Source organism: Marinomonas epiphytica, assembly GCF_054780655.1.
Map to the genome: position 1 here is coordinate 287,832 of NZ_BAAGVX010000033.1, position 21,455 is coordinate 309,286.

Here is a 21,455-nt window from a genome sequence, read left to right on the forward strand (position 1 = left end):
TCGTAATTGCGGCTCAGCCTTAAAAAGCCAATGATTTGTTTTACCCAATAAAAACAAGAAACACTAGGAGTATGCGATGAGCGATTTTTTTCCCACGGTTCCACAGGTACAATTTGAGGGACCCAATTCCACCAACCCTTTTGCTTTTAAGCATTATGATGCTAACAAGGTAATCATGGGTAAAACCATGGCTGAGCATTTACGTATGGCCGCATGCTATTGGCATAATTTCTGTTGGCATGGCAGTGATGTATTCGGCGAGAATACCTTTAACCGCCCTTGGAGTAAAGGTTCTGCAACCCCAATGGAGAATGCCAAATTAAAAGCCGATGCGGCATTTGAATTCTTTTCTAAACTGGGTATTTCTTATTACAGCTTCCACGATATTGATGTGTGTCCTGAAGGTAATTCAGTAACCGAGTACATTAATAATTTAGACGCCATGGTAGATGTTTTGCAGGCTAAGCAAGAAGCCAGTGGGCTAAAACTGCTTTGGGGCACAGCTAATGCTTTTTCTAATCGACGCTATATGTCCGGTGCTGCGTCGAACCCAGACCCTGATATTTTTATGTACGCTGCAACGCAAGTTTTTCATGCTATGCAAGCAACACAAAAACTTAATGGTGAGAACTATGTACTTTGGGGTGGCCGCGAAGGCTATGAAACCCTACTGAATACGGATTTGCGCAAAGAACGCCAACAGTTAGGTCGTTTCATGCAAATGGTCGTTGAACATAAACACAAAATTGGCTTTAAAGGCTCTTTGCTGATCGAGCCAAAACCCGCTGAGCCAACTAAACACCAGTATGATTATGATACAGCGACTGTTTATGGTTTCTTAAAAGAGTTTGGCTTAGAAAATGAAATCAAAGTAAATATTGAAGCGAACCATGCAACCTTAGCTGGCCACAGTTTCCATCACGAGATAGCCACTGCTTGCTCACTGGGGATCTTTGGCTCTGTGGATGCCAACCAAGGTGATGCTCAACTAGGCTGGGATACCGACCAATACCCAACTAGCGTGGAAGAGTACACTTTGATTACCTATGAGATTTTAAAAGCGGGTGGTTTCCAAACGGGTGGTTATATGTTTGACACCAAATTAAGACGTCAGTCAAACGACTTAGAAGACCTATTCCACGGCCATATTGGCGCTATGGATACTCTGGCTTTATCCCTAGAAAAAGCCGTAAAACTAATAGAAAGTGAGGCATTGTCGAGCTTTGTATCACAACGCTATCAAAAATGGGACAGCCCAATGGGACAGGATATTTTACAAGGGAAACTGAGCCTTGAAGACATTGCTAAACATGTTCAGAGCAATAATCTGAATCCGACTGCCGTCTCTGGCAAGCAAGAGTTGCTTGAAAATATAGTTAACCAGCACATTCGAGGTTAACAACCTGACAGAAGCCCGAAAGGGCTTCTTAATCTTTTAATTCGACTCTTTTACCATCTTTGCAGACAAACGATATTCCTTAGGGGTCATGCCTAGATTTTTGCGAGACACTGTATACATGTATTGCACAGAAGGGTAGCCACAGGTTCGCGCAATTTCTTCAAATGCCAAGTCAGTAGAAGTAATCAATTCACAAGCCCGGTAAAACTTTGTCATATGAAGCTGTTCATGCATTGAACAGCCAATTTCTTCGATAAAACGCGTTTCTAAGTTTGTTCGCGAAATACCAACATAGTCCACCACTTGTGCAACTTTCACTCCCCGACATGCATTGTGCCTTATGTAATGCATTGCTTGCATAACATAAGGGTCTTCTAGGGCTCTAAAATCTGAGGACTGGCGCTCTTCAATACCCAATGGCGGTACAATGACAAGGTCATTCTCCAAAGGATATCCAAGTAACATACGATGTAACATTTTGGCAGCCTGGTAACCCATTTGTTTACTGCCTTGTTGCACCGAAGATAAAGCAGTACGATTTAAATAACGCGCCATGTTCTCATTATCGATTCCCACAATGGCCACTTCTTCCGGCACCAAAATATTCAAATGATCACAAGCTTGCAAAAGGTGACGAGCCCTAGAGTCTGTTACTGCCACCACACCAACTGGCTTTGGCAGGGTTTTTAACCAATGTTCCAAGTTTTGCTGCGCCGTTTGCCACTGTTTGACATTGGTGCTTTGGCCTTCATTCACATTGCTTTCAAAGCCATCTGCTTTTACTAACTTAACAAAGGCTCTTTGCCGCTCTTGGGACCAACGCGTGTATGGAGTGGCAGGCACACCGTAAAAAGCAAACTGTGTTAGGCCTTTGTTTTTCAAGTGCTCGTAAGCTGTTTTAACCAGTGCCATGTTATCAGTGGCGACGTAAGGAAACCTCGGATACTCCTCACGAGTATGGTAAGACCCACCTAACGCAACAGTAGGAATGTTCGTTTCTCGTAATAACCGTTCTACATCTGGATTATCAAAATCGGCAATGATACCGTCACCTTGCCAAGTATTGAGCCCTTCGACTCGATAACGAAAGTCGTCTTCAAAATAGACATCCCAATCGCATTGAGCCGCTTGTAGATACTCACCAATACCTTCTATGACTTGGCGGTCGTAGACTTTATTCGCATTGAACACAAGGTTTAAACGATATCGTTTTTCAAACATGGACTGCTCTCTAATTTTTGTTAAATAGACCACGGCTTTATGGAAGGTCGCGCCACCAAAGATAAATTCGGTAGCAGCATTACCTATGATTTACTCTTGCTTCTCCCATTGTGAAGAAGGGTTTTGTAAGAGTAAACTTTATATTGAAAGGGCATTGAAAAAGTCACCACTTCCGAGCACAGCAGCCCTAAGAAGTGGCTTTTCAGATCAAATCTCAACAGCATTCAGACACTTACAACAACCCTTTCACCCCTTGATATAAGGCGTGATAGCGCTCATGTTTCTGCTGATAATAGTCAGTTTGAGCTTGCTGGGGAGTTAACGTCTTAATAATATCCGGCTGTGAACAGATGCGATCAAGTTGATCTTCTGGATTAACACCAAGGGCGGCAAGCCTTGCAGCACCTAGCGCTGGGCCCACTTCTCCTCCGGCTCGATACACCATGTCTTTCGAAAAAATATTGGATAGCATTTGCAACCAGTATGCGCTGCGCGCGCCACCTCCAATAACATCCATACTTTGAGACACTTCTTGGACTGATGATACGGCTTCTAAACCATCAAGAAGAGCAAAACTAACCCCTTCTAGAACCGCTTGAAAAAAGTCTAGGCGGTCAGTATCGTGCCCCATACCCCAAAACACTCCTTTCGCATTTGGGTCATTATGTGGTGTTCTCTCCCCACTTAAGTATGGCAAAAATGTCACACTAATACTTTTTGGTGGACGCGCTTCTAATTCAGCAAAAGCCTGCCCGACACTCTCAAAGCCGGTTAATTTGACTACCCAATCCAAGCAGCTGGCCGCACTTAAAATAACCGACATAGTATGCCAAGTGTTGGGTAAGGCGTGGCCAAAGCTATGCAAGGCCACACTTGGGTTGCTCGTGAAGCCGTCACTGACAGAAAAGATCACCCCCGAAGTGCCAAGAGAAAGCATGGTTTGACCCTCATGGATTTCTCCCATCCCCACCGCACCCGCAGCGTTATCTCCGCCACCAGCAACAATAGGAACAACCGGCATAGACCAACGTTTCGCAACCGTCGCATTTAGTTCTCCAGTCACTTGTGAGCCTTCATAAAGCTTAGGCATATGGCTCTCATTGAGGCCTGAAGCTAACAACATACGCTCACTCCAGCACCTTTGTTGCATGTCTAGCCATAAGGTTCCTGAGGCGTCAGATACATCTGTAGCAAAGTCCCCACTCATCCGAAAGCGCAAATAATCTTTAGGGAGCAGAACCTTATCAACTTTATCAAACAGGGCTTTTTCATGCTTTTGCATCCACAAAAGCTTAGGGGCGGTAAACCCCGGCATAACTAAATTACCTGTGATGGTTTGCACCTCAGGGCACTTTATTTGTAGTTCTTTACAGGCTTCAAAGGAACGTCCATCGTTCCATAAAATCGCCGGTCTCAATACTTGATGGTCCTTTCCAAGCAATGTCGCACCATGCATTTGACCTGATAGACCAATGGCTTTTACCTCAGCCAAGCTGACTTTGCTAGCCAACTCTTGCATGGCTTGATCTGTTGCTAACCACCAATCTTCCGGGTTTTGTTCAGACCAAAGCTCTTTTACTCTAGAAACACTCAAAGGAGAAGAACAACTGGCTGTTACTTGTCCATCTTCCCCCATTAAAATAACTTTCACGCCTGACGTGCCAAGATCAATACCGATATACATAATCTTTCCTTATCAAACCAAGAACGGTGCTCTTCAGCACCGCTCCTGAAATATTATTCCACTCTTTTAATTAATGGCTCTTTTTGGTTTTTACATCAAGCCAAACTGCTAACAAGAGAATGCCACCTTTTACAATAAGCTGCCAAAAGGTAGGCACATCTAACATACTCATACCATTGTCTAAGCTGGCCATAATTAAGGCCCCCATAATGGCACCAAATACTGTACCAATACCACCCGCCAAGCTGGTTCCACCTATGACACATGCAGCAATCGCATCTAATTCAGCCATATTACCCGCTGCTGGTGAGCCTGCTCCTAGCCGAGCCGTTAGGATCAGTGCGGCAATTGCCACCATAATGCCATTTAAACCAAACACAAACATCTTGGTTTTTTCAACGTTCACACCAGACATGCGGGTGGCTTCAATGTTTCCTCCTATCGCATAGACACGTCGACCAAACGCCGTTTTCTTTGCTATATAAGTGGCAAACAAGATCAGGCTCCCCATGATTAGGATAGGTGTAGGAATACCACGATAGCTCTCTAACACCGCAAGCAATGCCAACAATGCCAGCACAGCAAAAACCGCTTTGGTATACTCAAAGGTAACGGGCTTGAGCGTGCTACTGGTTTTAGCAACTGAAGCTTTATTATGTTTACGATAGACCTTCACTAAAATCCCCAGACAAACGAGGGCAATGACACTGCCTCCCCAGCTGGTTGGTAAGTAGCTTTGCCCTATTTGAGCCAAGGAAGGGGATGTTGGAGCCACCGTGACACCATCGGTAATACCAACTAAGATGCCTCGAAAGGCCAACATACCTGCCAGAGTCACTATGAAAGAAGGAACTTTTTGATAGGCTACCCACCAGCCATTAAACAAACCGAGCACAAGCCCGGTGGCAACAGTGATCAGTACTGTTAAGGCAATAGGCAAGTCAAACCAAACATCGAGTATGGCCGCTATACCGCCTAACAAGCCCATCATAGAGCCGACCGACAGGTCTATTTCGGCACTGATAATTACGAATACCATGCCAATGGCGAGAATCCCCACTATGGCAGTTTGACGCAATAAGTTAGAAATATTTCTCGGGGTAATAAAAGCCCCTTCCGTAGCAATGGAAAAAAAAATCACAATAAACAGCATGGCTGCTAACATAGCCAGTAACTGCAGGTGATGTGTTTTTATTTTTGTAAACATCTTATGCGCCCTCTTTAATAGCACAATTCATTATCATTTCTTGAGTAAGCCCCTCGGCGTTAAATTCACCCTTTAGCTGGCCTTCATGCATGACCAATACTCGATCACTGATGCCAATCACTTCTGGTAATTCGGATGACACCATAATGATGGACATCCCCTCTTTAACTAAGGCGTACATCAATTTGTAAATCTCATATTTTGCTCCCACGTCGATACCCCGTGTAGGCTCATCTAAAATTAAGATTTTCGGTTGATTTAATAAGCATTTGGCAATAATGGCTTTTTGCTGATTACCGCCACTGAGATTTTTGATCGCCAACTCTGGGCTAGCCGTTTTCACTTTTAGCCTCGCGATGGACTCTTCTATTGCCTGCTGCTCTTGGTCTTCTTTCATTTGTCCGTAGGTAGAAAACTGTTCCAAGACCGATAATGTAATGTTTCTCCCCACTCCCATAATGGGAACAATACCGTGTCGTTTTCTATCTTCCGGCACCATAGCGATGCCGGCTGCCAGAGCGGCGCGCTGAGATGACACCTTTATCGATTGCCCTTCCAGCTCTATTTCTAGACTATATTGGCCAGGATAACTGCCGTAGATACACTGCATTAATTCCGTGCGTCCCGAACCAATTAGGCCTGAGATACCTAGAATTTCGCCGCGTTTCAGACTAAAACTAACATCTTTAACCTGCTCTGTAGGCGCTCCCATTTGACGCGCACATGCATGGCTGACTTTAAGAATTTCATCGCCGACTTGATGGGCTTCTCTAGGATAAAGTTGATCAAGCTCCCTTCCCACCATCATGGCAATAATGTCATTTTGAGTGAGTGCTTGCGCGGGAGTCGTGGCAATCTGCTTGCCATCGCGTATGACCACAACCTGATCGGATAAGTCTAAAACCTCGTCCAGCTTATGAGAAATGTAAATACAGGCAATTCCTTGCGCTTTTAGCTCATGCACTATACTTAATAAAATTTGAATTTCTTTTGCCGTTAGTGAGGAAGTAGGTTCATCTAATATTAAAAGTTTGACGTCTTTATTCAGTGCTTTAGCGATCTCTACTAACTGCTGTTGTCCAACCCCTAGCTCTGCGACCTTAACATTTGGGTCTACATCCAATTTGACTCTAGCGAGCAAATCTACACTTCTTTGGTACATGCTATCGTCATTCAACCAAGCTTGTGAGCCCAATTCATTACCCAGAAAGATATTCTCCATGACAGAGAGCTCTTTCACTAATGCCAACTCTTGGTGAATAATAACAATACCTAAACGTTCAGTGTCTCGTATGCTTGTTGCTTTAACTTGCTGACCCGCAAAATAGATTTCGCCTTCGTAGGTTCCATATGGCCAGACGCCACTCAACACCTTCATCAGAGTCGATTTGCCAGAACCATTTTCTCCACAAACAGATAGTGCCTGCCCTGCCTCTAGACAAATGCTGACGCCATCTAATGCTTTAACGCCAGAAAAACTTTTTACAATCCCACGCATGTCTAGTAAGGAATGCTTCATTTTCTTACCTCAATTAATCGACATGACACCCTAGTAGCAGGGGTCATGTCATCAACATTAATAGCAATTAGTGGCTGTAAACGTCTTCGTGAGAGTGGAAACCATCGGCAATAACGGTATTGTCCAGGTTATCCTTAGTGACTGAAATTGGGGTAAGTAGAACTGCTTCAACGTCTTTTGTACCGTTGTTTACTGTTCCATTAGTTTGAATTGATTCATTACGAGCCAGTTTAACAGCCATTTCAGCACTGGTTTTCGCCAGTTTTGAAATAGGTTTATATACCGTCATCGTTTGCGTACCATCCACAATACGACGCATTGCTGCAAGGTCGGCGTCTTGACCTGAAATCACAACCTTACCACTCAACCCCTGTGCGGCTAACGCTTGAATCGCGCCACCTGCGGTAGAATCATTAGATGCAACAACAGCATCAATTTTGTTGGCGTTGGCGGTCAGACCATTTTCCATAATGTTAAGTGCTGCTTCGGCAGACCAACCCATGGCCCATTGATCACCGACTATGGAAATTTGTTTAGAATCGATAGCAGGTTGTAGGACATTCATTTGTCCTTCTCGAAACATTTTTGCATTGTTATCGGTAGGAGAGCCGCCCATCAAAAAGTAATTGCCATTAGGCTTACGGTCTAATAAAGCCTGCGCCTGCATTTCACCAACACGAATATTATCAAAGGAAACATAGAGGTCGATATCCGCAAATTTAATTAAGCGGTCATAAGCAAGTACTTTAATGCCTTCTGATTTCGCTTCTGCCAGAACATTGCCAAGCACTTCGCCATTCTCAGGTACAATGACCAACACATCTACGCCGCGAGAAATCATGTTCTCTACTTGTGATATTTGAGTATTCGCATTGCCATTAGCAGATTGAGTATAAACTTTAGCGCCCATCGCTTCTGCTGCATCAGTAAACAAATCACGGTCTTTCTGCCAGCGCTCTAGGCGCAGATCAGACATGAGTAGACCAATCTTTTCTCCTGCTGCCATGGCAGGAACAGCACTCATCACAGACGCAGCGATTAACCCTAATGTGAACATCTTCTTCATCTTCTCGTTTCCTTTTATTCTTATTTATTGAAGTGACTCTCTAAGGAGTAGATAAGAATGTAGATGGATCAGAGAAGCTAAGAAATTACTTTTTTTTGTTTCTCAATAGCCTTATTTACAAAAAAGTGGGGCTTTCACCCCACTTTCGCACTCCTTTTTAAGCTATCTTTGGCGCGGCCAAGAAAGAGTAATCGTACCGTATTTGTTCATCTGCTCAACCTCTTCAGAGTTGCTTGAAGCAACGGAGAGTGGCGCATTCAAAGCAAAAGTCAATGCTAGGTCACCCCACGAATAAGCAACACCTGCCGTCAGTGTCCCGGTACTGCGATCGTATTGAGTAGAAGGGCCTGACTCAAACGTATTGCCATCTAAGAAAATATCATTCAATACGTATTCAACCTGTAGGCCCGTGTACACATACCAACCACCTTGTATAGCTACTGGGTTAGAAATACGAGAATCGGTTAGCAAGGCACTAGAATAGGAAGAGTCGAGCTTTTCCCCGTAGCGTAACATCACTCCAGAGCCGACTGAGCTACGTAAGGTCCCCAAATTAGCATCCAATCCTAACAATATGTCTGCTGTATCATTTTTCGATGCCCAACTACGCCATATACGCCCTCTTGAAAACTCAAAAACCAGCTCTGTATCTAACTGATAGTCCCAACCTTGTGGCTCTGCGGCACCAATCAAGCCATGAATAAAGCTTTGGGATTCTTCACCAAACGCATAAGGGCCAATTAAGCCAACAGTGGTCCTTACCCGATCAGCATACTTCGCCGTTTCTTTAATAAATAAGTTGGAATAGCTTAGAAGCGCGGAATAAGGGATTCCATCAGGATCTGGGCGAGCTATTTGAATGTCTTCTGGAGTCATCATGATTTGCCCAACACTATTAACGCTGCCGGTTCTTCTTGCCTCACCTTTAGGTAAGGTCCAAAGTAATGGTGATACCCAAATACTAGGAGTGAGGTTTGATTCCCCTGTTTCACTCACTCGATAGGTCGATAAAAACAAACCATTTGTATAGCCACTATCTTTACCAACAAAAGCGTCATTATCAAACGTGAGAGAAGCCCAATTCATTTCAGCAACAACAGGACCAACCCAAAGAGATAACCAGACTAGGAGGATTTTTTTCACTTTCTTACCTTAATATCTTCACTCAAAACAGTTTGGCTAGTGCAGCCCAAACTGTGCTCTAAACATGTTTAGATAATAAGGTTTGTAAGATAAAAACACCGGAAAATGGCAAGAAACAAACAAGGACTTCTTTACACAAATACGACAATTGGAGGGGTAAATCGAAGAAAAAGAATAATAGATATGCCAGTATATTATTTGAGAACAAAATGCGTTTAACCGCTAGAAAACAAGAAAAAAGCCGTCATAATTCCATTCAGACTAAATGGGCTACAACGGCTTATTCCTTGAGCTCAACTTAGAAGAGTAATAGGCCAATTGAGATAATAATGCCTGAACCAAATAAAGCCATGATGCAATATCCCATTACATCTTTTGCCCCCAAGCCAGCAATGGCCAAAGCAGGAAGCGCCCAAAAAGGTTGAATCATATTCGTCCAAGCATCGCCCCATGCAATTGCCATGGCGGTTTTCGCAGCATCCACTCCAAGCTCAGCACCTGCAGGCATCATAATAGGAGCTTGTACCGCCCACTGACCACCACCTGAGGGAACAAAGAAGTTCACTATTCCGGCACTGATAAAGGTAAATAATGGGAAAGTAGTCTCTGTCGAAATAGAAACGAAAGCTTGAGAAATCAAGCCAGCTAAGGAAGCGCCTGAATCACCTGTCGCTGTCATCATCCCCATGATGCCCGCGTAAAAAGGAAATTGCAGTAAGATCCCCGCACAGTTCTTAGCCCCTTGAGACACAGAGTTTAGCAAGCTCTTCGGAGTGCCATGTAATAGTACCGCCGCAAATAGAAAGGTAAAGTTCACTATGTTTAAATTAAGGGCAAAACCATTATTAACAAAATAGTAGATCACATAAGTGAAACCTAACACGCCCAGTAATAGAGAGAGTAAACGGCTGTTTTCCAGACGTTCTGCTGGAGACATATCAGCTTTATCTTTACTTTCTACTTCTTCTTGCGCTTCATTAACCAGCGCTGCGTCAATGCTCAATGTGTCTTGAGCAGAAGGGTGCATTAGACGATTAAGCAAAGGAATAATTAGAAACATGGCTCCTAAAATAACTAGGTTCATGGTTGAAAAAATCGTTTCTGATGTAGCAATAGCCCCCACAACAGCGCCATTAGTCACCACTTCATTATTGCTGCCACTGGCAATGGCTAATGGAATTGAGCCAGATAAACCGGCATGCCAGAACAAGAAACCGCTGTATGCAGATGCAATGAGTAAGCGATAGTCAACGCCTTTCACTCGCGCTGCGATTTCACGAGCAAAAATAGCCCCTACAACCAAACCAAAACCCCAGTTAATCCAGCACGCTGCCGCACTAATTACGGTAACAAGAATAATGGCTTGACCCGGTGTTTTCGCAATGCCGGCAAGCATGGCAAGTTTCTTTTTAAATGCTGGGGCACTCGCCATAGCATGGCCCGTCACCACCACTAAAGCCATTTGCATTGCAAAAGTCAGTAGTTTCCAAAAGCCCCCAGCCCAAGCTTCTACCACTTGAATTGGACCTTGGCCTGTACTTGGCATAACCAACACAAAAACCAATAAGGTCAATACAATGGCAAAAATAAATGGATCGGGTAAGTAGCGTTGTAACAGGGTCACAAAAAACTTACTTAGTCTTTGTAGAAAGGTCAGCTGAACCGTTTGTGTTGTCATAGTCGTCCCTATAATTATTTTTTTTGTAGGTGTCTTCGATAGAAGACAAAAAAAGAGAAGGTACGAATTTACCCTATTCTCTGTAGAGTCTAATCCGTACCTTCCTTATGCTTTTGGCATAAGTTAAAAATGATGCTTTTTACTCGGCATCAGCGAGACACCAACATTGCGACTCCCATGCCGCCACCAATGCAGAGAGTGGCTAAGCCTTTTTGGGCATCACGACGTGTCATTTCATGTAATAAAGTGACCAGTATACGACAGCCAGAGGCACCGATAGGATGCCCTAGCGCTACTGCACCACCGTTTACATTGACTTTTTCAGCATCAAGCTTGAGTTCTTGATTGACACATAGCGCTTGAACTGAAAAGGCCTCATTTGCTTCTACAAGGTCTAAGTCAGACACTTGCCAACCTGCTTTCGTTAGAGCCTTATTACTGGCGCTAATTGGGCCTGTCCCCATGATTTCAGGTTCGACACCAGCACTGGCACTGGCCTCGATCACCGCTAATACAGGCAAACCAAGTTGCTTGGCTTTCTCTTCTGTGGTCACAATCACCATGGCAGCACCGTCATTCAATGTCGACGCATTGCCAGCCGTTACTGTGCCGTCTTCAGCAAAAGCAGGGCGTAACTTTGCTAACCCTTCTATTGAAGAGTCTGGACGAATTTGCTCATCCTGCTCTACCACAATAGGATCGCCTTTGCGGACCGGAATACACACTGGAACGATTTCTTCAGCGAAGATACCCTGCGCTTGAGCGTAAGTCGCTTTACGCTGTGAATTCACCGCAAATTCGTCTTGCTGAGCACGGCTAAAGTCCCAACGCTTAGCAATGTTTTCAGCGGTTTGTCCCATATGATAATCATGAAAGGCATCCCACAAACCATCACTGATCATGGTGTCTATCATTTGCCAGTTGCCCATTTTTTTACCATTACGGCTTTGCGGTAAGACATGAGCCGCTTGGCTCATGCTTTCTTGACCACCAGCAACGACCATTTGAGCATCGCCAGCCAATACGGCTTGAGCTGCCAATTGCACTGCTTTAAGACCTGAGCCACAAACCTTATTAATGGTCATGGCACTCACGGATACATCCAACCCTGCTTTGACAGCGGTTTGGCGGGCTGGGTTTTGTCCGCAACCAGCGCTCAGCACTTGACCTAGAATGACCTCGTCAATATGTGCAGACAAGTCTGGTTGCTTAGCAAGCATGCCTGTGAGTAATTGTGTACCTAGCTCTACTGCACTGAGGGAAGATAAGGCGCCGTTAAATGCACCTATTGGGGTGCGGGCAGCGCTAACAATAACTGCTTTCATTGCTGTTTCCTCAAACCTTTAACTATTAGTTGAATACCATTTCAGGAACTTGATCAGGCACAATCAGTTTGCCTTGAGTTTTAGCTTGAATCTCTTCAACGCTTACCCCAGGAGCGCGCTCTTTAAGAACAAAAGCTCCCTCTTCAATTTCCAGCCAAGCAAGATCTGTCAGAACTTTTTTGATACAGCCCTTACCCGTCAGTGGCAAAGAACAAGCTGAAAGTAGCTTAGATTCGCCCGCTTTAGAGGCGTGAGTCATGGTCACAATGATGTTCTCTGCGCCTGCCACCAAATCCATTGCCCCACCCATACCTTTTACTAGCTTATTGGGAATCATCCAGGAGGCAATATTACCGCTCACATCCACTTCAAACGCCCCCAACACAGTTAAATCAACATGCCCACCACGGATCATGGCAAAAGATTCAGCCGATGAAAAAATAGACGCCCCTTGTACCGCAGTCACTGTTTGCTTACCGGCGTTGATCATGTCGGCATCAATGGTTTCTTCTGTCGGGAACTCCCCCATGCCAAGCAAACCATTTTCAGATTGCAACATCACAGACATATTTTCAGGAACATAATTGGCAACTAAGGTAGGAATACCAATGCCTAAATTCACATAGAATCCATCGCGTAATTCTTGGGCTACACGCTGCGCCATTTGTTGTCGAGAAAGTGCCATCTTTCACCTCTTATTATTAGAATGTTAAGCGTCAGTTTTTACGGTTCTTTGTTCAATACGCTTTTCAAAATCACCTTGTATCACACGGTCTACATAAATCCCGGGGGTCTGTATTTGTGACGGTTCAAGCTTACCCACTTCTACGATTTCCTCTACTTCCACAACGGTAATTTTACCTGCCGTGGCCGCCAGTGGATTAAAGTTTTGCGCAGTATGACGGTAAATCACATTACCGTAGCGATCCGCCTTCCAACCTTTAACAATGGCGAAATCCCCTGTAATTGACTCTTCTAACAGGTACTCACGACCATTAAACTCTTTCGTTTCTTTGCCTTCAGCAACAGGAGTTCCAACACCGGTTGCCGTGTAAAAAGCTGGAATACCCGCTCCACCCGCTCGCATTTTTTCTGCCAAGGTGCCTTGTGGTGTCAGCTCCACTTCGAGTTCACCTTCTAAAAGCTGCTTTTCAAATAGGGCGTTTTCGCCTACATAAGAGGAAATCATTTTGCGGATTTGCTTATCTTCAAGCAGGATGCCTAGTCCAAAGCCATCTACACCACAGTTGTTAGATACGATAGTGAGGCCACGGGTGCCTTTTCGTTTAATCTCTTGAATGAGGTTTTCAGGAATGCCACAAAGGCCGAAACCTCCCGCTAATACGGTCATATCATCTTGTAGCCCTGCTAGTGCCTCTGCATAAGAGGAAACTACTTTATCAAAACCCGCCATTATTATTCTCCCATTATCAGTCGGTGTTTTATTGCTTAGTATGAAATTAGGGAAGGAAGTAGAGAAATACCTTGCCCTTAAGCACTGCAATCAGTTTGACCTAGATAGATAAATAAATTAAATTTAAAAAATATATTTATTAGTAAGTTTTTTAAATGAACATCAAACAAATTAAAGCGTTTCTCGCGGTTGCTCAAAGCATGAGCTTTGCCAGTGCAGCCAATCAATTACACTTATCTCAACCTGCTCTTAGCCTTTCTATTAAAAACTTAGAGGACAATCTAGGCGGTAAATTATTGACCCGAACCACTAGAACAATTGCCCTCACCCCAGAAGGTGAAGCATTAGTACCAATCGCTAAGAACTTATTGGCTCAGTGGGAAAATGCTGAAGACGAAATGAAACAACGCTTTGCTTTGCAATTAGGCAAGATCACCATAGCGGCCATGCCTTCTTTTGCCGCTTCTTTGTTACCGAAAGCTATTCAAAACTACCACCAGGTATACCCAAGTATTCAGGTCGCAATAAACGACGTACTATCAGACACAGTCGTGGACATGGTGAGTAATAATCAGGTGGAATTAGGAATTTCATTTGAGCCTTTTGTCCCTATTGATATGGCTTTCTATCCTCTTTATGAAGATAGGTTTATGGCTATATTGCCTGCCGAACACCCTTTAACAAAAGAGGCTGAGATCCCTTGGCAAAACTTACTTCACTACGATTTTATCAGCTTACAACGACCTTCCAGTGTGAGGGCAATGATAGAAACCGCTTTAACAGATGCCGAAATAGATTTGCATGTATCTTTCGATGCGCACCAGCTCACTACTGTCAGCCGAATGGTCAGCGAGGGCATGGGGGTCGCAGTCGTCCCTGCCCTTTGCCGCCGACAAGTAGAAGAGCAAGGGGCAGTATGTCGTCCTGTTACCTCACCAGTTATAGCGCGGCGGGTGGGCGTAATTTGCCAACCGCGCTCTAATTTATCAAGAGCTGCCGCAGCCATGCTAGATGTACTTATTAGTACCTACCAATAACTGTCAGATTTAAGCTCTGTTAGGTTAATGCTTGCAATTTAGGGTGAATCGACTGCCATAAATCTGGAGTGGCTGCCCACACGTAATTCCCTTCTGTCAGTTGCTCTGCTTGCTGAATAAACGCAGATACCTTACCACCCGCTTCCTCAATAATTAGCAGGCCTGCCAATGCATCCCAACTGTTCAGGTGGGCTTCAAAGTAACCATGCACATAGCCTGCCGCTACCTGAGCAAGCATTAGCGCTCCTGCCCCAAAACGGCGATACTCTATATTGTTGCGATCAAGCACGGATAGTGTTTGCAGATACCAATCCAAGGGCCTACGGTTCGAGCGCCCTAATCCAATAATGGCTTGGCCTTGCTCAGGCTCTTTAACAGACAAAACTTGCCCATTTAAATACGCTCCCTGCCCTTTTTTAGCATGATAAAACTCATTCTTATCCGGCGCGTATACATAGGCTTCCTGCACTTGGCCTGACACCCAATAAGCTACTGAGATACACCAGTAATCCATTCCTTGCATGTAATTGGTCGTCCCATCAATGGGATCGATTACCCAGATGCCTTGACCTTCTGATAGTAAAGACAAGCCCGACTCCTCGCCCAGAATCGCATCCTCTGGGTAACGTTCAAGAATGCGCTCTTTAAGTAGCTTTTCGACCTTAATGTCCGCTTGCGAAACAAAGTCTTGGCGACCTTTTACGGTTACTTCTAATCCCTCTTGGCGTAACGTTTGAGCAAGCAGCCCGACTTCTTTCACCGCATCAATTAGGTAGATGTTTTTTGTTGCTTGCATGGTATTTCCTTATCAATAAATGAATCAATTGGCTTTAAAAGGCGCTGTTTGCCGGCTTACTAATTCAACCGGCACTCGATCAATGCGTTGCTCTATACTTGGGTTAGCACCGCGAGTCGCTAAACAATGCAGGGCTCGCTTGGCAGTTTCGCCGATATTTTGAGCAACACTGGATAGTTGATAGCTGTAATAAGATGCCTGGGGCGTATCATCAAATCCTATGATTTTAAAATCTCTTGGAGGCTCGAGCCCCAGCTCTCTCATGGCATCTAAAAAGCCACAGGCCAGTTGATCATTAGCACAAAAAACGCCATCCACAGCCCCTCCTTGCTCATACCATTTTTGAGCTGCTTTGCGCCCTCCTTCGTAACCATCATGAGGAGCAGTTAATTCACTTAGGTGTGGTCTTAAATCGGAGGCTATGGTTTGAATTTTTCTTCTGAAGGCCTCTCCACGCTCAATGCCCCCCCAGGTGGACTTGTGGTAGTTCAGCCACAATAAGTGACGGCAACCGTGCAACATTAACTGCTCCAACGCGAGCAAGGCCCCTTGCTCATTATCAGAACAGACAAAATCTACATTGGGTATATCCATGTACCGATTTATACCAACAACCGGAATATCATGATGCACACACTCTTGGATAAGTTCGACAGGGGGCTGACCGGAAGTAACTATTACGCCTGATACTCGATACTGGGTAAAACGACGTATTATGTCTTCGAGCGCTTGCGGATTACGAACCTCCATGACCAAAGCTTGATAGCCTTTATTTTGGATTTCTTCTAATAACCCTTCTAACAAGTGACTTCTAAATGGATCGCTCAATCTGGCGACAACCACACCAATGAGTTGACTGCGTTTACGATTTAACCCTTGTGCTAAAAAGTTTACTTGGTACCCTAATTCCTTAGCGGCTTTTAATACTTTTTCTCGTGTTTTAGGAGCAATGCTACCATTGTTCGTAAAGGTCCTAGACACTGCCGCTCTTGATACACCAGCTTTCAAGGCAACATCTTGTGCCGTAACCGTAGTAGTCTTTTTACTATTTGCCATGAGGCTCTCCTAAACCTGAACTAATACTACTTAGCTCAATAATGAGCCCGTCATGACTAACAAAAACATGTGGGTGGGATAACAGCGCTTGCTGCAGTGGCTCAATGGCATTGTCATAGCAATGATACAATCCCAAGTGCCCAATATCAGACTGTTCAAATACCCTTAGGCAATCTGCCAAATCCCCGTGGGAACTGTCCTCTGGTAAAGAATGAAAAGACGCACATTCCTGAAAAGCCAGATCAACACCATCCATCAAAGCAATTGATTCTTCAGTGGGTCTACCGTCACCACTATAAAATAGCGACTGCCCAGAGCACTCCACTCTTAGGGCAAGGTTAGACATCTCATGTTGAGTCGATGCTGTGCTTAATGTCCAATTTTGCCAAACAAAGTGCTCTGGAATATCGTGCCAATGAATATCAAAACAAATGTCTTGTTCCGGCCAAATTGCTAATTCGATTAGAGATTTCAAACAAGCTTGCTGCGCTTGCTGACAATAAATCTCTAACGGAGCATGGCGCTTAAAGCTCTTCCAATGATTAATAAGAGCACAAAGACCTGAGCTATGGTCTGGGTGAATATGAGTAAAAAAAATAACCTGAATGTCATTTATTTTTTTATTCCTCTGCCAAAGTGCTCTTGGTACTGTCGGACCACAGTCAATAAGCCATTGGTTTTCTTGATCATCCTCAATGAGGATTGAGGAAGTATTGTTTACTTTTGAAAATGCGCTGCCACTACCAATTACGTCAATTTTCATCACATCTCACAAATCTGTCTTTTTTGTTTAATTAAAATGTCATAAAGATACGACAAAGTAGGCTCAATAATGTCGCTTCAAGATGACATTTTTTTTACAGAACAGTGAACACGTGTTCATTTTTTATAAAAAATATCTTTGAAGTGCAAACAAAGGGTTACGGAGCAAGTATGACAGGTTTAGCAATTCAAAACTTACAAGCGGGTTATGGTAATAAAACCATCTTAGACAATATTAATTTAGCTCTTGATGAAGGCGAAATGATCGCCCTGTTAGGGCCGTCAGGTTGTGGGAAAACAACCTTCTTAAATGCCCTATGTGGTTTTGTTCCTATTTCTGGTGGAAGCATTAAAGCTGGGCAGAGAGACATTAGCCAACTGCCACCAGAAAGCCGCAACATTACTATGGTTTTTCAAAGCTATGCTCTGTGGCCACACATGACAGTTGAACAAAATATCGCCTATGGCCTAAAGGTTCGTAAGGTTGGAAAAGTTCAAATCGCAGCACGTGTTGCTGAGTTAATCACAACGCTTAATCTCAACGGTCTAGGCCAAGAAAAAGTCACCTCTTTATCTGGCGGCCAGCGTCAAAGAGTTGCGCTAGCCCGAGCATTAGCCATCAACCCTGACGTTTTGGTTCTTGATGAACCTTTATCTAACCTGGATGCGAAAGTACGCTTACGTGTTCGCCATGAAATTAAAAGCCTACAAAAACAGCTGGGCTTTACTTCTCTTATCGTTACCCATGACCAAGAAGAAGCCTTAGTGATGGCGGATCGAATTGCTATTTTAAACCAAGGTCGTATTGAACAGTTAGGTACACCTGAAGAGATCTTCCATCAGCCAGCTACGCCATTTGTAGCGGATTTTATGGGAGCAGATAACCAATTAGTCTGGCCACAAGAAACGAGTATTATTCACTTCCTGCCTGACTCCAGAACGTCTAAAAGCGCTTCTGTCAAACTGTTCTTTCGCAGTGAAAACGCCATTATTGAGACCTCAAAAACGGACGATAAAACCGGCCTAACCATAAATGGGCAGGTCATCAGTTGTGTGTTTTTGGGTAAGAGTTATCGAATTAGTGTGCAATGCGGAGAGCACACTTTTCAAGCTCACCATGATCAGAGCTTGCCCGTCAATTACTCCGTGGTGTTACGCGTTCCTAACGAAGCGCTGCATGTCTATGACCAGTTGGTCTAACGCAGCATCAACAAGCATTTTTATGTCAGTTCATTAATGAGGGATATCATGTTTAGCAAAGCGAAACTAACGGCAATTGCAGCCATTGGCCTTACTCAATTATCAATCAGTGCGCACGCAGAAACGGTACTTAATGTCGCCACTGCGGGTAGTCAAAATATGGTGGATTACGTTAAAACCTACCTAGCTCCAAAATTTGAAGCCGCTAACCCTGGGGTCAAAATCAACGTAGTAGGTACGGGCCCAGGAGATGCGGGTTCACATAAAATTTTAGAGAAACTATCAGCTCAGCAAGCAGCTGGTAAATCAAACTGGGATATTGACGTTGCCGTTGTTCACCAAAAAATAGGTGGCGAGATGGCTAATAACCAGTTGCTTTCTAAATTTCGTGATGACATTGAAACAGGACATTTAGTCAGCCGCAATACTGCGGTAAATGCTTTAGGAGCGAATGTCGATGGCTATGTTATGCCTATGTTCCACAGCCAAACGGCTATTGCCTACAACAGCGACTTCATCACCAATCCGCCTAAATCATATGACGAATTGGTGAAATGGACCCAAGAAAACCCTAAAGCGTTCGGCTATAACGGCATCAAAAACGGTATGTCGGGAGTCAGCTTTGTTACGGGCTGGATATATGCTTATGGTAGCAATGCAAAAACGCTCTCAGAAGGGCCTTACAATGCTCAAACAAAGTCTCAATGGCAACAAGCTTATCAAGACCTAAAGGCCTTTAATAAAAATGTCACTTTCACACCGGGTAACGCTGGCACACTGGATATGCTGAATCGTGGTGAGATTTTTATGGGCCCTGTTTGGGTCGATATGTTTTACAGCTGGAAAGAGCAAGGCAAGATTCCACCAAGTATGAAGCTTTCTTTAATCGCTCCGGGCATGCCTGGTCAGCCTATGTATTATGTTGTTCCAGCCAAGGCCACCAACCAAGACTTAGCGCGTAAATTTGTTGCCCTAGCCACTAGCCCGAAAATCCAAGCAGAAGGCATAGTGAAGCGCTTTAATTGGTACCCAGGCATTGACGCTCAGCATGTTCAAAGTGAAATGGATCAGGCCTCTTGGAACAAGCTCTTTCAAGAGATTTCACCTGCAGATCTTGCCAACTACGGCAAGAGCTTCCCAATTGCTCAATATTTTGACGACATAAAAGAAGGTTATGAGCGCCAAGTCTCTAACTAACTAGGTTACTCACTCTGATGAGAGTGCTGATCAGAGTGAGTCTTTTAACAAGGTTCCGTTATGCAAACTAAAGCAACGCTCTATTTATGGCTACTTATGCCCGCAGCGCTTATGGTCGGGTTATTCTTCTTGTATCCATTAGCTTTATCTGTGTTCTCCGCTATTCGCTATGAAGGTAGCTTTACTCTTTCTCATTTGGTCAAAGCGTTTGAGCTCTATTCATCAGATATTTTGTTCACAATTATTATTGTATTTTCTAGTGTCGCGATTCTCGCCGTTTTATCTGTTGCTATTGCAGCTTTAATTATTCTTTCGCCTTTTAAAAAGCTAACTCGGCTACTAGGTTTGATTTACAAACTGCCATTGTTTATTCCGTTTATTGTGACGGCACAAATGATGCGAACTTTCTTAGCAAAAAACGGTTTAATGAATAATGCTTTTGTTGCAGCCGGTTTTCTGACGCCATTACAAACCGTCTCTTTTCTCGACTGGAGTGGCATCATCATTACATTAGTTTGGAAACAACTGGCATTTACCACTTTATTGCTGGCTGGGGCTATGAGTGCTTTAGAGCAGACTCAACTTAGAGCCGCAAGCAACCTTGGCGCTTCAAGGTTTCAAATTCTCTTTCATATTATATTACCGCAAACCAAAACAACTCTTGGAGTTGCACTTGTTTTATCTACCGTGACCATGATGTCCGTATTATCTGTACCACTTATGATTGGCACAGGTACTCCCACCATGATTAGCGCTGATATGGCGTTTCGTGTTAACTCTTACGGTGACTATTCGGTCGCCAATGCCCTTGGCCTTGTCTCCTATGCGATTTGTTCTGCGCTGACTTGGTTTTATTTACGTCATAGTCTGAAGGAAAAGGGGGCAACATCGTGAACGCATTTAAACCTTTGCAAGTGTCAATATTGACTCGCTTCTCTAACCTATCTTTTTGGTTGCAAGCGCTCTTTATTCTCGTGTTTGCTCTCATTATTTTTGGGCCATTAACCAATTTGCTTATTTGGACTGTCGCTGAGTCCTGGTATTTTCCTAATGCGCTACCAAATGAATGGGGACTAAAGTATTGGCACCAAGTGTTCAACCCCTACAGCGATGTGTCTGGTTCTTTGCTAACCAGCATAGTGATTGCATTGTTAACCGTATTTTGTTGTTTATTGATTAGCGTGCCAGCCGGGTATGCACTTAGTAAACAAAGCATTCCTCTACGAGTCTTTTGGATGTTGTTGTTTTTGCTACCGCAAGCCTTTCCAAATTTAACCGTCTACATGAACATAGCGCGTATCTTTTACGACTTTAATCTCAACGGCACTGTGGTGGGCGTCGTAATAGTACATACGGTACATGGACTCATGTTTTCCATTTGGATTTGCGTTGCGGCATTTTCGACTACAGACCCATTATTAGAAAGGGCTTCACGTAACCTTGGTGCTGGACCTATTTATACTTTTTTCCATGCTATTTTGCCTCAGGCTATGCCCGGCATCATTGCCAGCTGTATCTTTGTATTCCTTGAGTCATTAGATGAGTTTACAGGTACTTTTTTTGTTGGAGCCCCTGATATCAGAACTCTTCCGTTACTCTTATATACCGCCAGTATGGAAGGAAATTATCAAATAGCCTCTATAACGGCGCTGATATTATTAGTCCCTTCCATTCTATTTATGCTGCTCATTAATCGATTTATGAGCCCTGAAATGTTATCTAAAATAGGTAAATAGAAGGTCTAATATTAA

Annotated in this window: 19 protein-coding genes; 6 read left to right on the forward strand and 13 right to left on the reverse strand. The window is 43.9% G+C overall.

What is annotated here, in order from left to right; genetic code table 11:
• Nucleotides 1-76: 76 nt before the first annotated feature.
• The gene (gene xylA, locus ACYVGZ_RS11615; RefSeq protein WP_460755627.1) at nucleotides 77-1,399 is read left to right on the forward strand and encodes a xylose isomerase; all 1,323 of its coding nucleotides are present in this window, start codon (nucleotides 77-79) and stop codon (nucleotides 1,397-1,399) included.
• 36 nt (nucleotides 1,400-1,435) lie between these two features.
• Here the strand turns inward: xylA and ACYVGZ_RS11620 are convergent, their stop codons facing one another.
• From ACYVGZ_RS11620 to ACYVGZ_RS11665, 10 genes are all read right to left on the reverse strand, one after another.
• On the reverse strand, nucleotides 1,436-2,620 hold the full coding sequence (locus tag ACYVGZ_RS11620) for a XylR family transcriptional regulator (protein WP_460755630.1): 1,185 nt from the start codon (nucleotides 2,618-2,620) through the stop codon (nucleotides 1,436-1,438).
• Nucleotides 2,621-2,852: 232 nt separating this feature from the next.
• Nucleotides 2,853-4,304, reverse strand: coding sequence for a xylulokinase (gene xylB, locus ACYVGZ_RS11625; protein ID WP_460755632.1), 1,452 nt, complete (start codon nucleotides 4,302-4,304; stop codon nucleotides 2,853-2,855).
• 70 nt (nucleotides 4,305-4,374) lie between these two features.
• Entirely contained in the window at nucleotides 4,375-5,511 is a 1,137-nt protein-coding gene (locus ACYVGZ_RS11630) for a sugar ABC transporter permease (RefSeq protein WP_460755635.1), read from the reverse strand.
• A 1-nt stretch (nucleotide 5,512) separates the two neighbouring features.
• A complete protein-coding gene (locus ACYVGZ_RS11635; RefSeq protein ID WP_460755638.1) occupies nucleotides 5,513-7,030 on the reverse strand; it encodes a xylose ABC transporter ATP-binding protein in 1,518 nt (505 codons plus the stop codon).
• Nucleotides 7,031-7,097: 67 nt separating this feature from the next.
• On the reverse strand, nucleotides 7,098-8,096 hold the full coding sequence (gene xylF / locus ACYVGZ_RS11640) for a D-xylose ABC transporter substrate-binding protein (RefSeq protein WP_460755641.1): 999 nt from the start codon (nucleotides 8,094-8,096) through the stop codon (nucleotides 7,098-7,100).
• A gap of 162 nt (nucleotides 8,097-8,258) precedes the next feature.
• Nucleotides 8,259-9,239 carry a lipid A deacylase LpxR family protein gene (locus tag ACYVGZ_RS11645; protein WP_460755644.1) on the reverse strand — a complete coding sequence of 327 codons (981 nt, stop codon included), beginning with the start codon at nucleotides 9,237-9,239 and terminating at the stop codon, nucleotides 8,259-8,261.
• Between the two features lie 298 nt (nucleotides 9,240-9,537).
• Nucleotides 9,538-10,917, reverse strand: coding sequence for a short-chain fatty acid transporter (locus ACYVGZ_RS11650; RefSeq protein WP_460755647.1), 1,380 nt, complete (start codon nucleotides 10,915-10,917; stop codon nucleotides 9,538-9,540).
• Nucleotides 10,918-11,066: 149 nt separating this feature from the next.
• Nucleotides 11,067-12,242 carry an acetyl-CoA C-acetyltransferase gene (locus tag ACYVGZ_RS11655; protein WP_460755648.1) on the reverse strand — a complete coding sequence of 392 codons (1,176 nt, stop codon included), beginning with the start codon at nucleotides 12,240-12,242 and terminating at the stop codon, nucleotides 11,067-11,069.
• Nucleotides 12,243-12,267: 25 nt separating this feature from the next.
• Nucleotides 12,268-12,927: a CoA transferase subunit B gene (locus ACYVGZ_RS11660; RefSeq protein ID WP_460755651.1), complete on the reverse strand. Its 660-nt coding sequence runs from the start codon at nucleotides 12,925-12,927 to the stop codon at nucleotides 12,268-12,270.
• A 24-nt stretch (nucleotides 12,928-12,951) separates the two neighbouring features.
• A complete protein-coding gene (locus tag ACYVGZ_RS11665; RefSeq protein ID WP_460755653.1) occupies nucleotides 12,952-13,656 on the reverse strand; it encodes a CoA transferase subunit A in 705 nt (234 codons plus the stop codon).
• 155 nt (nucleotides 13,657-13,811) lie between these two features.
• On the opposite strand from ACYVGZ_RS11665, the gene ACYVGZ_RS11670 reads away from it, so the two are divergent.
• The gene (locus ACYVGZ_RS11670; RefSeq protein WP_460755656.1) at nucleotides 13,812-14,693 is read left to right on the forward strand and encodes a LysR family transcriptional regulator; all 882 of its coding nucleotides are present in this window, start codon (nucleotides 13,812-13,814) and stop codon (nucleotides 14,691-14,693) included.
• Nucleotides 14,694-14,712: 19 nt separating this feature from the next.
• On the opposite strand, the gene ACYVGZ_RS11675 is transcribed toward ACYVGZ_RS11670, so the two are convergent.
• From ACYVGZ_RS11675 to ACYVGZ_RS11685, 3 genes are read right to left on the reverse strand one after another with little or no spacing between them, the layout of a single operon-like run.
• Complete coding sequence (locus ACYVGZ_RS11675; protein ID WP_460755659.1) at nucleotides 14,713-15,489, reverse strand: inositol monophosphatase family protein; 777 nt, start codon at nucleotides 15,487-15,489, stop codon at nucleotides 14,713-14,715.
• A 24-nt stretch (nucleotides 15,490-15,513) separates the two neighbouring features.
• Entirely contained in the window at nucleotides 15,514-16,545 is a 1,032-nt protein-coding gene (locus ACYVGZ_RS11680; RefSeq protein WP_460755662.1) for a LacI family DNA-binding transcriptional regulator, read from the reverse strand.
• Nucleotides 16,535-17,308: an MBL fold metallo-hydrolase gene (locus ACYVGZ_RS11685; protein ID WP_460755665.1), complete on the reverse strand. Its 774-nt coding sequence runs from the start codon at nucleotides 17,306-17,308 to the stop codon at nucleotides 16,535-16,537. Before ACYVGZ_RS11685 ends, ACYVGZ_RS11680 begins: the two co-directional genes overlap by 11 nt.
• Before the next feature lie 170 nt (nucleotides 17,309-17,478).
• Here ACYVGZ_RS11685 and ACYVGZ_RS11690 point away from each other — a divergent pair, with 170 nt between their 5' ends.
• From ACYVGZ_RS11690 to ACYVGZ_RS11705, 4 genes are read left to right on the forward strand one after another with little or no spacing between them, the layout of a single operon-like run.
• On the forward strand, nucleotides 17,479-18,507 hold the full coding sequence (locus tag ACYVGZ_RS11690; RefSeq protein ID WP_460755667.1) for an ABC transporter ATP-binding protein: 1,029 nt from the start codon (nucleotides 17,479-17,481) through the stop codon (nucleotides 18,505-18,507).
• A gap of 48 nt (nucleotides 18,508-18,555) precedes the next feature.
• A complete protein-coding gene (locus ACYVGZ_RS11695; RefSeq protein ID WP_460755670.1) occupies nucleotides 18,556-19,704 on the forward strand; it encodes an ABC transporter substrate-binding protein in 1,149 nt (382 codons plus the stop codon).
• 60 nt (nucleotides 19,705-19,764) lie between these two features.
• On the forward strand, nucleotides 19,765-20,598 hold the full coding sequence (locus ACYVGZ_RS11700; protein ID WP_460755673.1) for an ABC transporter permease: 834 nt from the start codon (nucleotides 19,765-19,767) through the stop codon (nucleotides 20,596-20,598).
• Entirely contained in the window at nucleotides 20,595-21,440 is an 846-nt protein-coding gene (locus tag ACYVGZ_RS11705) for an ABC transporter permease (protein WP_460755675.1), read from the forward strand. The genes ACYVGZ_RS11700 and ACYVGZ_RS11705 overlap by 4 nt, the downstream gene beginning before the upstream one ends.
• Nucleotides 21,441-21,455 lie beyond the last annotated feature (15 nt).

What these genes read in the sequence shown, in the direction of transcription:
- ACYVGZ_RS11650 (WP_460755647.1), bottom strand. Translation starts at nt 10,917, where the DNA reads ATGACAACACAAACGGTTCAGCTGACCTTTCTACAAAGACTAAGTAAG.
- ACYVGZ_RS11635 (WP_460755638.1), bottom strand. Translation starts at nt 7,030, where the DNA reads ATGAAGCATTCCTTACTAGACATGCGTGGGATTGTAAAAAGTTTTTCT.
- ACYVGZ_RS11630 (WP_460755635.1), bottom strand. Translation starts at nt 5,511, where the DNA reads ATGTTTACAAAAATAAAAACACATCACCTGCAGTTACTGGCTATGTTA.
- ACYVGZ_RS11665 (WP_460755653.1), bottom strand. Translation starts at nt 13,656, where the DNA reads ATGGCGGGTTTTGATAAAGTAGTTTCCTCTTATGCAGAGGCACTAGCA.
- ACYVGZ_RS11700 (WP_460755673.1), top strand. Translation starts at nt 19,765, where the DNA reads ATGCAAACTAAAGCAACGCTCTATTTATGGCTACTTATGCCCGCAGCG.
- xylF (WP_460755641.1), bottom strand. Translation starts at nt 8,096, where the DNA reads ATGAAGAAGATGTTCACATTAGGGTTAATCGCTGCGTCTGTGATGAGT.
- ACYVGZ_RS11655 (WP_460755648.1), bottom strand. Translation starts at nt 12,242, where the DNA reads ATGAAAGCAGTTATTGTTAGCGCTGCCCGCACCCCAATAGGTGCATTT.
- ACYVGZ_RS11680 (WP_460755662.1), bottom strand. Translation starts at nt 16,545, where the DNA reads ATGGCAAATAGTAAAAAGACTACTACGGTTACGGCACAAGATGTTGCC.
- ACYVGZ_RS11660 (WP_460755651.1), bottom strand. Translation starts at nt 12,927, where the DNA reads ATGGCACTTTCTCGACAACAAATGGCGCAGCGTGTAGCCCAAGAATTA.
- ACYVGZ_RS11620 (WP_460755630.1), bottom strand. Translation starts at nt 2,620, where the DNA reads ATGTTTGAAAAACGATATCGTTTAAACCTTGTGTTCAATGCGAATAAA.
- ACYVGZ_RS11695 (WP_460755670.1), top strand. Translation starts at nt 18,556, where the DNA reads ATGTTTAGCAAAGCGAAACTAACGGCAATTGCAGCCATTGGCCTTACT.
- ACYVGZ_RS11690 (WP_460755667.1), top strand. Translation starts at nt 17,479, where the DNA reads ATGACAGGTTTAGCAATTCAAAACTTACAAGCGGGTTATGGTAATAAA.
- xylA (WP_460755627.1), top strand. Translation starts at nt 77, where the DNA reads ATGAGCGATTTTTTTCCCACGGTTCCACAGGTACAATTTGAGGGACCC.
- ACYVGZ_RS11675 (WP_460755659.1), bottom strand. Translation starts at nt 15,489, where the DNA reads ATGCAAGCAACAAAAAACATCTACCTAATTGATGCGGTGAAAGAAGTC.
- ACYVGZ_RS11685 (WP_460755665.1), bottom strand. Translation starts at nt 17,308, where the DNA reads ATGAAAATTGACGTAATTGGTAGTGGCAGCGCATTTTCAAAAGTAAAC.
- xylB (WP_460755632.1), bottom strand. Translation starts at nt 4,304, where the DNA reads ATGTATATCGGTATTGATCTTGGCACGTCAGGCGTGAAAGTTATTTTA.
- ACYVGZ_RS11670 (WP_460755656.1), top strand. Translation starts at nt 13,812, where the DNA reads ATGAACATCAAACAAATTAAAGCGTTTCTCGCGGTTGCTCAAAGCATG.